This is a genomic window from Shewanella polaris (assembly GCF_006385555.1).
In the GTDB taxonomy this organism is placed as follows: Bacteria; Pseudomonadota; Gammaproteobacteria; order Enterobacterales; family Shewanellaceae; genus Shewanella; species Shewanella polaris.
In genome coordinates this window covers 2,578,526-2,591,148 of the sequence record NZ_CP041036.1, presented here as the reverse complement: position 1 = coordinate 2,591,148, position 12,623 = coordinate 2,578,526, and the positions used below count along the sequence as shown (strand labels likewise).

The 12,623-nt window shown below is 40.4% G+C and carries 12 protein-coding genes; 10 read left to right on the top strand and 2 right to left on the bottom strand.

Annotated features, from left to right (window positions below; all coding sequences use genetic code 11):
• Positions 1-104 precede the first annotated feature (104 nt).
• Complete coding sequence (metG, locus tag FH971_RS11270) at positions 105-2,156, bottom strand: methionine--tRNA ligase (protein WP_140234366.1); 2,052 nt, start codon at positions 2,154-2,156, stop codon at positions 105-107.
• Between the two features lie 156 nt (positions 2,157-2,312).
• On the opposite strand from metG, the gene apbC reads away from it, so the two are divergent.
• From apbC to FH971_RS11225, 9 genes are read left to right on the top strand one after another with little or no spacing between them, the layout of a single operon-like run.
• Positions 2,313-3,428 carry an iron-sulfur cluster carrier protein ApbC gene (gene apbC / locus FH971_RS11265; protein ID WP_137226919.1) on the top strand — a complete coding sequence of 372 codons (1,116 nt, stop codon included), beginning with the start codon at positions 2,313-2,315 and terminating at the stop codon, positions 3,426-3,428.
• Positions 3,429-3,438: 10 nt separating this feature from the next.
• Positions 3,439-4,077, top strand: coding sequence for a uridine kinase (gene udk, locus FH971_RS11260; RefSeq protein ID WP_140234365.1), 639 nt, complete (start codon positions 3,439-3,441; stop codon positions 4,075-4,077).
• Between the two features lie 23 nt (positions 4,078-4,100).
• Positions 4,101-4,685: a dCTP deaminase gene (dcd, locus tag FH971_RS11255; protein WP_137226921.1), complete on the top strand. Its 585-nt coding sequence runs from the start codon at positions 4,101-4,103 to the stop codon at positions 4,683-4,685.
• The gene (gene pabC, locus FH971_RS11250; protein WP_140234364.1) at positions 4,685-5,518 is read left to right on the top strand and encodes an aminodeoxychorismate lyase; all 834 of its coding nucleotides are present in this window, start codon (positions 4,685-4,687) and stop codon (positions 5,516-5,518) included. The genes dcd and pabC overlap by 1 nt, the downstream gene beginning before the upstream one ends.
• Positions 5,519-5,523: 5 nt before the next feature.
• A complete protein-coding gene (gene mltG / locus FH971_RS11245; protein WP_167496092.1) occupies positions 5,524-6,528 on the top strand; it encodes an endolytic transglycosylase MltG in 1,005 nt (334 codons plus the stop codon).
• Positions 6,525-7,172 carry a dTMP kinase gene (gene tmk / locus FH971_RS11240; RefSeq protein WP_140234362.1) on the top strand — a complete coding sequence of 216 codons (648 nt, stop codon included), beginning with the start codon at positions 6,525-6,527 and terminating at the stop codon, positions 7,170-7,172. Before mltG ends, tmk begins: the two co-directional genes overlap by 4 nt.
• A gap of 27 nt (positions 7,173-7,199) precedes the next feature.
• Positions 7,200-8,183, top strand: coding sequence for a DNA polymerase III subunit delta' (gene holB / locus FH971_RS11235; protein WP_140234361.1), 984 nt, complete (start codon positions 7,200-7,202; stop codon positions 8,181-8,183).
• A 55-nt stretch (positions 8,184-8,238) separates the two neighbouring features.
• Entirely contained in the window at positions 8,239-8,565 is a 327-nt protein-coding gene (locus tag FH971_RS11230) for a PilZ domain-containing protein (RefSeq protein ID WP_140234360.1), read from the top strand.
• A gap of 54 nt (positions 8,566-8,619) precedes the next feature.
• Positions 8,620-9,408: a TatD family hydrolase gene (locus tag FH971_RS11225; protein WP_140234359.1), complete on the top strand. Its 789-nt coding sequence runs from the start codon at positions 8,620-8,622 to the stop codon at positions 9,406-9,408.
• 324 nt (positions 9,409-9,732) lie between these two features.
• Here FH971_RS11225 and rsmF read toward each other — a convergent pair whose 3' ends face one another.
• Positions 9,733-11,184, bottom strand: coding sequence for a 16S rRNA (cytosine(1407)-C(5))-methyltransferase RsmF (rsmF, locus tag FH971_RS11220; protein ID WP_140234358.1), 1,452 nt, complete (start codon positions 11,182-11,184; stop codon positions 9,733-9,735).
• 123 nt (positions 11,185-11,307) lie between these two features.
• Between rsmF and FH971_RS11215 the strand changes: the two genes are divergently transcribed.
• Positions 11,308-12,534 (top strand): nucleoside recognition domain-containing protein, encoded by a 1,227-nt coding sequence (locus FH971_RS11215; RefSeq protein ID WP_140234357.1) that lies wholly within the window; start codon positions 11,308-11,310, stop codon positions 12,532-12,534.
• Positions 12,535-12,623 lie beyond the last annotated feature (89 nt).

Below are 12,623 nucleotides of genomic sequence, written 5' to 3'. Positions count from 1 at the left end.
TTTTATCTATTTATCTGAGTTGAAGGCCGTTAAGTGTTAAATACCAAGATTAATAAAAAAGACTGCCTAGGCAGTCTTTTTTTATGTGGGCAAAAGAGAGTAGATTATTTAACTCTCATGCCAGGCTCTGCACCTTCATGAGGTTCGAGTATGAACAAGTCTTTACCGCCAGGACCTGCAGCTAATACCATGCCTTCAGAATCACCAAACTTCATTGTACGTGGGGCAAGGTTTGCCACCATGACGGTGAGTTTACCTACTAAGTCTTCAGGCGCATAAGCCGATTTTATACCTGCAAATACCTGTTTAGTTTCGCCACCTAAATCTAATTCAAGGCGAAGTAACTTTTTGGCTTTTTCGATATGTTCAGCTTTGCTGATGCGTGCAATACGTAAGTCAATTTTAGCAAAATCTTCAAAACTGATTTCAGGGCTAATAGGGTCTTGCTCTAATTGATTAACAGTTTGCTTTGGTGCATCGGTGATAGGCGCATCCGTATTAGTTGCTTGTAAGTTCTCTTTAGATGCATCGATGATAGCTTCAATACTCTTAGGTTCGATACGTTGCATTAATGCTTTAAATGTCGCTATTTCATGACCAGCCAGATCTTGATCTAAATTGTCCCACGTTAAAGTTAACTGTAAAAAACCTTCAACATTTTCGGCAAGTTTGGGTAATACTGGCTTAAGGTATGTCACCAAAATTCTGAACAAGTTTAATGCATTACTGCAAACCTGATGGGCTTCATCTTGCTTGTCTTCTTGCTTGACTAATTGCCATGGTGCAGCGTCAGCAACATAAGCGTTAGCAATATCTGCTAATGCCATAATTTCACGCATCGCTTTGCCGTATTCGCGAGTTTCATATAATTCGGCAATCACTTCGCTTTTGGCTAAGAATATTTCGGTCAAGTTGCTGTCTGTCACTTTGGCTAATTTACCATCAAAACGTTTGCTGATAAAACCAGCTGTACGTGAGGCGAGGTTAACCAATTTGCCGACTAAGTCTGAGTTAACTCGTTGGGCGAAATCTTCTAAGTTTAAATCTAAATCATCAATACGGCTGTTTAATTTAGCAGCGTAATAATAACGTAGATATTCAGGATCTAAATTATCTAAATAGGTGCGCGCTTTAATAAACGTCCCTTTTGATTTAGACATTTTTGCACCGTTTACGGTGACATAGCCATGGGCATAAACACTGGTCGGTTTGCGAATGCCGGCGCCTTCAAGCATTGCTGGCCAAAATAAACTGTGGAAATAAACAATGTCTTTACCGATGAAGTGATATACCTCGGCGGTAGAATCTAAGCTCCAAAAATCGTCAAAGTTTATATCATCGCGCTTGTCACATAGGTTTTTAAATGATCCCATATAACCAATCGGCGCATCTAACCATACATAGAAAAATTTACCAGGTGCGTCGGGGATTTCAAAGCCAAAGTAAGGGGCATCGCGTGAGATATCCCATTGTTTTAGACCTTGTTCAAACCATTCGGTAAGTTTGTTGGCCATTTCTTGTTGCAAGGAGCCTGATTGAATCCACTCTTTTAGCATGCCTTCAAACGCAGGCAGGTCAAAAAAGAAGTGTTCGGTGTCTTTCATTATTGGTGTTGCGCCAGATACCGCGGATTTAGGGTTTATTAGGTCGGTTGTACTATAGGTTGCACCACAGTTGTCACAGTTATCACCGTACTGATCTTCAGACTTACATTTAGGGCATGTGCCTTTAACAAAGCGGTCTGGCAAGAACATTAACTTTTCTGGGTCATATAATTGTGAAATGGTTTTGGTTTTGATGTAACCACCATCACGAAGTTTTAAATAAATATCACAGGCTAAAGTGCGGTTTTCTTCACTGTGTGTACTATGAAAATTATCAAACTGGATGTTGAAATCGGCGAAATCTTGCTGATGTTCTTTTTGAACTTGGGCAATCATTTCTTCTGGTGTAATACCTATTTGCTGTGCTTTAAGCATAATAGGTGTGCCGTGAGCATCATCTGCACAAATGTAATAGCACTCATTGCCACGTAATTTTTGAAAACGTGACCAAATATCCGTTTGGATATATTCAAGCATATGGCCTAGATGAATTGGTCCATTGGCATAAGGAAGGGCACTTGTGACCAGTATTTTACGCTGTGATTTTGTCATTTTATCTCGATATCAAATTACACCAAAAATATTGCCTGATACTAACTGATTAGGAGATTTTTTTCATCAAAACATGACCTAAAAAGGCTTATTAGTCGCTATTTTTTTACTAAGTTCTGATACACTTGTACAAATTTCTTGTTCGGAGACGCCGTTTTGGTTAATACGCATACAGATTATGAATTAAATGATGAATTATTGTCACCAGTGTTAGATATTTTAGAGGCATTTGTTGATCCTTATTTGCAAAAAGGTCTGGTCAGTGCAGGATGTGTGACAGCATTATCGATGGAAGGAAAACGTCTACAGTTAGGATTAGTTTATCCTTATCCGTGTATGACCCAATACCGTGATACCGTGATGGCCATAACGAACAAGCTTGCAGTGCTTGATGCCATAGATGAAGTTGAATGTGAAATTGATTTCCAGCCTCGTGTATATTCTGCGCTTCCTGCTATTGCTCCACTGCCTAATGTAAAGCAAGTCATTGCTGTTGCTTCTGGTAAAGGTGGGGTGGGTAAATCAACGACAGCAGTAAACCTTGCGTTAGCGTTAAAAGCTGAAGGTGCTGAAGTGGGTATTTTAGATGCTGATATTTATGGGCCGTCTATTCCATTGATGTTAGGTATCCCTAATTTTCGTCCGCAATCGCCAGATGGCAAACACATGACACCAGCGTTGGTTCATGGTATTTCTGCACAATCTATCGGCTTTATGCTCAGTGGCGATGAAGCTGCTGTGTGGCGTGGTCCTATGGCAGCCGGTGCATTAGCTCAACTACTGAATGAAACCCAATGGCCTGAACTGGATTATTTGATCATCGATATGCCACCAGGAACCGGTGATATTCAACTAACCTTGTCACAAAAGGTACCTGTGAGTGGGGCTGTGATTGTTACAACACCACAAGATATTGCTTTAGCCGATGCTAAAAAAGGTATCACCATGTTCAATAAAGTGAATATTCCTGTATTGGGTATTATCGAGAACATGAGTTTTCATCTTTGTCCTGAATGTGGTCATAAAGAACATCCATTTGGTACTCATGGTGGAAGTAAGATCGCCGAGCGTTATAACGTGCCGCTACTAGGCGCACTGCCATTACATATCAATATTCGTGAGTCTATGGACAATGGTACGCCGAGCGTGATGAGCGAACCAGAAAGTGAAGTCTCAGGTATTTATCGTGAAATTGCTCGTAAACTTGGCGCTGAGTTGGCACTCCAACAAGTACAATCGACCGTAAAAATTAGCATATCAGACGACGAGTAAGGTTTAAGAGATGAATTCTCAGCAGTGTGTCATTATTGGGATCGCCGGTGCGTCGGCTTCAGGTAAAAGTTTAATTGCTAAGACAATTTTTGAAGAATTATGTCGAGACTTAGGTACCAATCAAATTGGTGTGATTAACGAAGATGCCTATTATCACGATCAAAACCATTTAAGTATGGAGGAACGTGTAAAAGCCAATTACGACCACCCAAAAGCGTTAGACCATCAGTTGTTAGCTGTTCATTTAACTCAGCTAAAAAGGGGTGAATCTGTTGACATCCCTTGTTATAGCTATACAGAGCATACTCGCACCAGCGAGACGCTTACTATGCAACCGAAAAAAGTGATAATCCTAGAAGGTATTCTATTATTAACAAATCCTAAATTGCGTGAGTTAATGGATGCGAGTGTGTTTATGGATACACCGTTGGATATTTGTTTTTTACGCAGATTGACCCGTGATGTTGCTGAACGTGGCAGAACGATGGAGTCTGTGATTTCGCAGTATAAAAGAACGGTACGGCCTATGTTCTTACAATTTATTGAGCCATCAAAACAATATGCAGATATTATCGTTCCTAAGGGCGGGAAAAATCGCATCGCGACTGATATTTTAAAAGCTAGAATTCAGCATTTATTGGCTAAATAACTTTATCTTGGAGAGAGTGCAGCATGCGTTTAACCGATATTGAAATTGAGCAATGTTTAGATAATGGCACCATTATCATCGATCCTCGTCCTGGTATTGAAGCCATTTCGGGCGTGAGTGTGGATGTGCGTTTAGGCAGCCAATTTCGAGTATTTAAAGACCATACTGCACCTTATATCGATTTAAGTGGTCCCAGTGCAGAAATGCAAATAGCACTTGATCGAATAATGAGTGACAAAATTGAAATTGCTGATAATGATGCTTTTTTCCTGCATCCTGGTGAATTAGCCTTAGCAGTAACCTATGAAAGCGTGACCTTACCAGCAGATATAGTGGGTTGGTTAGATGGTCGCTCATCTCTTGCTCGTTTAGGGTTGATGGTGCATGTTACTGCGCATCGAATTGATCCCGGTTGGCAAGGTAAAATTGTGCTTGAGTTCTTTAACAGTGGTAAATTGCCATTGGCACTTCGTCCTGGTATGACAATCGGTGCGCTTAATTTTGAACGCTTAAACTCCGCTGTTGCTCGTCCTTATAACACCCGTAAAAGCTCGAAGTACAAAGATCAACAAGAGGCTGTTGCAAGTCGGATTAGTCAGGACAAATAATGGCACCGGTTTGGGTTAACTACGTTGAAAACGGACTAATAAATCCACTTGATCGTGGTGTTGCTTATGGTGATGGTGTGTTTGCGACAATGCGCACTGCATCAGCTGATATGCTCGCAGAGGTGCTATTCCTTGCCGAGCATATTGCTCGTGTGCAACAAAGCTGCGAGCGTTTGGGGATTGAGTGGCATGCCAGTAACCAATTATTACAGCAGTTGAACCAGCTCGCTCAACAATATCCACAACATTGTATAAAGCTTTTGCTGACGCGTGGCGTAGGCGGTCGCGGTTATCAGGCTCCTTTAAGCGCAAACGTGACTGAAGTCTTGTCAGTGCATCCCATTCCTGAGCATTACCTTGACTGGCAGCAAACTGGTATTTCGCTAGCATCATCACCTATATTTCTTGGTAGACAACCTCTTCTAGCGGGAATAAAACACCTTAACCGATTAGAACAGGTGCTTATAAAGTCTCAACCGCTATCTAGTCACCATCAAGATTGGTTAGTATTTGACTGTGATGGTAATGTGATAGAGTCATCTATTGCCAATATCTTTATCGTCAAAAATGATCAGGTATTTACCCCGGCTATTACCCATGCTGGTGTGAGTGGTGTGATGCGTGAAGTAATGATTGATAGTTTGCTTGGTCATGATATAGCGGTTATGGCAACACAACTCACAATTGGAGATATTCAAACAGCTGACCATATATTTATAACGAACAGTTTATTTGGCATTATCGATGTAGCCGCCATAGACGATTTTCAATTTAGCCGTTGGACGCAAACATCGCGATTCAGGCACGTTCTGAGTGTAAATTTATCATCATGATTAAAATAATAAAAACATTTCTATTAGCCAGCATTATACCTTTATTTGCCGTTGTGTGCCTCAGTGGGTATTGGCTTGTATCAGGTTTAATTAGTTACCAAAAACAACCATTACAGTTAACTGAAATCCAAACTTTGACGGTTGAACCTGGTACTACGGTAATAAAGCTTGCGCAACAACTTGAGCAACAATCATTAATTACAGATAGTTGGAAAGTTAAATATCTCGTAAAACTTGAACCTAAACTTGCCAATATAAAGACAGGCTTATATCAAGTGATCCCCGGTGATACTTTAGAGACATTATTAACTCGCTTATATTTAGCCCAGCAAATAGTTTTCAGTGTCACGCTAATTGAGGGTAAAACGATTGCGGAGTGGCAGAAAACATTAGCTAGCACTGAGTATCTAGTACAACATACTGATGATTTTAACCAAGTGTTATTAAATAATGGTGATACTTCTGGTTTGCCTGAAGGTAAATTTTATCCTGAAACTTTTCATTTTCATGCAGATGATAGTTTACAGACAATTTTGAATCGAAGTTACAACATGATGCAGGAGAGCTTGGCACAAGCATGGGAAGGAAGAGACCCTGACTTAGCATTATCATCGCCATATGAATTGCTAATTATTGCCTCGATTATTGAAAAAGAAACCGGTAAACCTGAAGAGCGTGATTGGGTGTCGGCAGTCTTTAATAATCGATTGAAAAAGGGCATGCGCCTACAAACAGACCCGACAGTAATTTACGGTATGGGTGATCGTTATAAAGGCAATATTACTCGTAAGGACCTACGTGAAGCAACGGCATTTAATACTTATAAGATTGATGGTTTACCTCCAACGCCAATTGCTGCACCTAGTCGGGCATCATTATTTGCGGCAGCCAATCCAGCTAAAGTAAATTACTTATATTTTGTGTCTCGTAATGATGGTAGTCATGTGTTCTCATCCACATTGAAGGCTCATAATAATGCTGTAAACGAATTCCAGAGAAAAAGAAAATGAGTCAACAAAAAGGCAAGTTTATTGTCATTGAAGGATTAGAAGGTGCTGGTAAATCGAGTGCGATTGCGCTAATTAACGATATTATTAGCCAATACATTGGCCAGTCACCTGTGTGTACACGTGAACCAGGTGGCACTCCATTAGCAGAAAAAATACGTGACTTAGTTAAAATTGCCGATGAGTCAGATCCGTTATGCGACGAAGCAGAATGCTTGCTTATTTATGCTGCCCGATCACAGTTAATTGCCAATGTTATCAAACCTGCTTTGTCTTCAGGTAAATGGGTTCTCGGTGATAGGCATAATCTGTCATCTTTAGCTTATCAAGGTGGTGGTCGTGGTTTAATGCCATTAGTGAAAGCGGTAAGCGATGCATGCCTACATGGGTTTAAGCCTGATCTCACCTTGTATTTGGATATTGATCCTACACTAGGATTAAGCCGTGCAGCGAGTCGTGGCAAGCTTGATAGAATTGAACAACAAGCCATTGATTTTTTTGAACGAGCTAGAAAAACCTACTTAAAGTTAGCCCATGAAGATGACAGTATTATCGTTATTGATGCCAGCCAATCAATGGAACAAGTTCATGATGATATTCGGCTTCAGTTGCAGCGTCTATTACCCGCTCTTATGGGTGAGCAGTGATGGGCATCAAGAGGATAATGTCGCGACATGAGTGATTATCAGATTGACCAATTACCGTGGTTAGCGGATCCGCATCAGAGGTTTGTCGATCAACATTATCGTGGTAAAAGCAGCCATGCACATTTGTTTAATATTGATAAAGCACTGGGTGGAGATAAGATAGCGAAGGCTGCTGCTCAGGCAGTGCTTTGCCAACACCTCACGCCAGTGGGCGCTTGTGGACAATGTAAAAGCTGTTTGTTATTGGCTGCTGGTAACCACCCTGATTTATATGTTGTCGAGCCAGATGGTAACCAAATTAAAGTTGATCAAATTCGTCAGTTATGCAAAGCGTTAACTCAAACGGCCCAACAAGGCGGGGCGCGTGTCGCAATCATTATTAATGCTGAGCGATTAAATTTAGCCGCAGCTAATGCACTACTGAAAACTCTTGAAGAACCTGGCGATGATGTCGTACTCATCCTGCAAACGAATACATCAGCGCAGTTATTAGCGACCATTACCAGTCGCTGTCAAACGCTTAAATTTGTTGCCCCTACTAAGTTAGAAATCCATCATTGGTTAGCGGTACAGCAACTGTTACCAGCAGCTAACTCGGAGGGTAAAACCCATGATGTTACTTGGTGTCTTAGTGTCGTCGGTGGGCCTTTGGCATTAGCCAATAGTTTAACCTCTCAACATTATCAACAACTGCTGACATTTCGCCAAGATTGGGCTCAAAGTTTAAAAACGGGTCATTTAAGTAATAGTTTATTGAAAGTGTCAGATCAACAAATTGTTGATGCACTTAATGTTTTGTATTTGTACTTACGCCAATATGTGTTAAAAAGTAATAAGATAAAAACTGATAATGCTGACAATCAAACATTAAACCCATTGGTTCAAGCTAAAATAATTGAGCTGGCAGGGCGCGTAATGAATATGTGTCACAAGCTTGAAACAATGCCAAGTGTCAATACTCAAGCATTGTGTCAACAATATGTACTCGCATTCAGACAGTTAACTCATTAAATTCATTTTTTGTTATACATATTTTAACCTGTTAATGGGAAGATAAGAATCATTTATGGTCGATCTTGTTGCCAACTACGATACATTACATAAGCTTTATCGTGCTTACATGCCGTTTATTAAGCCAGCAGGCTTATTTATTGCGACTACCGAAAGTCATTTCTTAGGCCAAGAGCTTACTATTGCTTATCGATTACCCGATGCCACCCAAACCAACGAATTTAAAGGTGCTGTTGTTTGGATTAATCCATTAGGTGCATCCGGCGGGCGACCTGCGGGTATTGGGGTTAAAATCAAAACCGATGTTGAAAGTCATAAACATCATATTGAAAAGTTATTATCAAGTGAACTCGCCTCTAGTGATTTGACCTGTACCATGTAGCTAGGTATTCTTGCACACCTGTTTATTTGTTAATGTAGTTGCGAAAGAATTCCCATGCTAATTGATTCACATTGCCACCTTGATCGCTTAAAAGCGGCCCCAGACTCTGCCAGTTTACAGACTATTATGAACAATGCTAAAGCCCAAGGCGTTGATTACTTATTATGCGTCAATGTCCGTCAGCAGGGCTTTGAAGCTATGCGCGATAAAGTGGCAGCATTTAATAATGTATTTTTGTCTTCTGGTGTGCATCCTCTTGATGTACAAGAAGGTTTAAACATCGAAGACATTAAACGTTTTGCTGAAGATCCGCGTGTGGTTGCTATCGGCGAGACAGGCTTAGATTACTTTTATTCAAATGACACTAAAATATTACAACAGCAGTGTTTTGAACAACAAATTGCGTTAGCTGTAGAGGTGAACAAGCCATTAATTGTTCACACTCGTGATGCCCGTGAAGACACCATTAATATGCTTAAAGCCGGTAATGCTGACAAAGTGGGCGGTGTATTACATTGTTTTACTGAAAACTGGGAAATGGCTAAAGCGGCTATCGACTTAGGTTTTTATATATCGGTTTCTGGTATCGTTACTTTCAAGAATGCTGGTGAGCTGCGTAGTGTGATCCGGCAAGTGCCTAAAGATAGGTTATTAGTAGAAACAGATTCTCCTTATTTAGCGCCAGTACCGCATAGAGGTCAAGAAAATCAACCTGCATATGTGCGTGATGTAGCTGAGTTTGTCGCTGAATTACGCGGTGAAAAATTTGAAGAGTTAGCTCAGTACACCACAGATAATTTCTTTAACTTATTTAACGATGCAGCTAAATTAGTTGGGCGTTAGTCACTTAACCTTTTCTCCTGATTCTATTATGTTTATTGAGTCAAACTTAAAAAATAGATAAAAAAAGACCCAAAACTATCCAATTGTTTTGGGCCTAGGGAAAGGGCTCAGTTAAGAGCCTTGCGCTACTGTTGCGGCATTTTAATTTGAATTAAGATGCCAAAGACTGAATAAACTGTTAAATGAACTATGAACTATGAACTATGAACTATGAACTGAATTATAGTCAGACATTTTTTGTTTGCACAAAAAATATCAAAAAGTTGATCAATATCTCGCTTTTAAATCTTACCTTATTTCATGTAATCATAAATGTTACTGTTTTCATAAACTTAAGTTTACTTTGTCACGAACAAGATCCCGCGGTAAATTGTTTTTCAAACGATGACCTAAGTGTTTAACTACACCTAATACCACTCCGTGATAGCTGACTAACATTTCCCCTTGTGCCAGTTTTGCTAAATATTGCTGTGCAGCTTCTTCAAAAGACTGTGTTGCAATGTCTCGACCCATTAAAAAGTCTTGAGCTTGTGCAGCCTTTAATTCAATGGTTCTAGGCGCACCACTTGCTGTCGACAATGCAATAATAGCTTCATGCTTGGCTTTATAGCCTTTTTTCATGGCATCGGCCAGTTTGATCCCAATGCGTTGAAAACGCATTTTGCCAATAAAAGTCATAAATTGCGCCGGGAATAACCAATATTCATCGTCTCGTAACATAATGACATCGTCATGTGGTAGTTCGATTGAGAAAGTCTCTTTAAAATATTGTCGTAGTTCGTTTTGCTGTTTTTCACCCGCAACGGCGAAAGGAAAGTTCTTTTGCTGTTTTGGTTGATTTTTATTACGTTCTACTGAAGCTGTTTTGCGGATCTTGGCAACAAAAAAACCTTCGCTGTCATAAATCTGTGGCCATACGTGTAAAAAACCTTCTTCAGTACAAGCTTTATCTGCACCATTAAATAAATCGGCGAGGGACACAAACTCGACGGCATCAGGATAAACTTGTTGTAAATGTTTACAGATATGCTGATTTTCAAGCTGACTGAGTGTGCATGTTGAATACACTAACGTACCACCGGGTTTTAGTGCTAAAAAAGCTGATTCGATGAGATCTTTTTGAGTTTCAGCAATGGCAGTGACATCTTCAATGTCCCAGTGCTTTAAAGCCAATGGATCTTTGCGCACTGTGCCTTCGCCGCCACAAGGGGCATCTAACAAAATGGCGTCAAAAGACTCAAACAAATATTCACCAAATACACGGCCATCAAAATGGGTTAGTGCTGTATGGCTAGCGCCCATTCTGGACACGTTGGCGTGCAACACCTTAACCCGGCTGGCAGAATACTCATTGGCTACCAGCAGACCACTATTATTCATTAATGCCGCTATTTGAGTCGTTTTAGAACCTGGCGCAGAAGCAACATCTAGTACTGTTTCTGGTATGGTGCTATCAGCAAACAATGCTGTTGGCGGCAACATAGAGCTCGCCTCTTGGATATAAAATAATCCTTGTATATGTTCAATCGCATTACCTAATTGAATATCCTCATTACCTTCAATCCAGAAACCATCATCACACCACGGGATCACCGATAATTGCCAACCAGCTTGTGTCATGATATCGACAAAATTTGGAGTAGTAATTTTTAAGGTGTTGACCCTAATCGACTTTCGAAGCGGTTGATTGCAATAATCAATAAAGTCAGTTAATGACAGGTGTGAAGGGAGTTCATTTTGAATGTGACTAATAAAGTTTGGATGTAATGGGATCATAATAAGGAGAATCATTTCTTATTTAGCTGAATTAGCATGATCATAACACGGAATTGTTACCCCAGAACGTCAATGATTACTGTATATTAACGGGAATATTGAGACAGTGTAATGGAGCGGCGCGTGTTAAACAGAGTATGGCTGTTATTTTTTATTGTGGCTGCAATTTCTATTATTATCCAATTGATAGGTGGTAATGCAGATGTGCTTAGTGGATCTGTTACTGCATTGTTTGCCAGTGCAAAATTAGCCGCAGACATATCATTAGGACTCATCGGTGTATTGGCATTATGGATGGGCCTAATGCAAGTGGGTGAAAAAGCGGGAGTAGTTGGATTATTTGCTCGTGCTTTTGAGCCATTATTGTCTAAATTGATGCCCGATGTTCCACGCGGGCATGTTGCCTATGGCAGCATTAGCATGAACCTAACTGCCAATATTTTGGGATTAGACAATGCTGCGACTCCTTTGGGCTTAAAAGCTATGCATGACTTGCAGAGCCTTAATCCTGTTCAAACGGTCGCGACCAATGCTCAAATTCTATTTTTAGTATTGAATACATCGTCTGTCACTTTAGTACCCGTCACCGTGTTTTTATACCGTGCACAACAAGGTGCAGCAAACCCTGCTGATGTTTTTTTACCTATTTTACTTGCGACCAGTGCATCGACTGTTGTCGGTCTGTTGGTGGTTGCTTTAGTACAGAGGATCTCATTATTTAACAGTGTTATTCTAGCTTACGCTGCATTGATTATTGGCACGCTTATGGCTGGGGTTGCTTACTTATTGACGCTATCGGCACAAGCGATAGGGCAAGTATCAATGGTTTTGGGTAACGGAATTTTATTAATACTGATTTTAAGCTTTATTTTGGTAGCGGGTTATCGCAAAGTCGCTGTATATGATGAGTTTGTCGAAGGGGCGAAACAAGGTTTTGGCCAAGCTATTACATTGATACCATATTTACTTGCCATGTTATTAGCAATTGGTTTTTTAAGGGCATCTGGCGCATTAGATTATGCTTTGCAGCTATTAGCTTCAGGCATTAGTGCTCTTGGTTTCGATACACGCTTTATTGACGCTATGCCAACGGCATTTATGAAACCCTTTAGCGGCTCCGGTGCTCGAGCTATGATGTTAGAAACCATGGACCATAATGGTGTAGATTCATTTGCCGGCCGACTTGCTGCTATATTACAAGGTAGTACTGAAACAACATTCTATGTGTTAGCCGTTTACTTTGGTTCGGTAGGGATCCGCAATGGTCGTCATGCATTAGGTTGTGGTTTAGCGGCAGATTTTGCCGGCATTACAGCCGCTATAGGTGTGTGTTATTGGTTTTATGGTTAGTTACATTTACCCTCTATACCTTCATTGTGAGTGTCGCAGTTATTTTTTGGTTTGCTTGTTTGTAATTATCAATTCATTCGCCGAGTCTG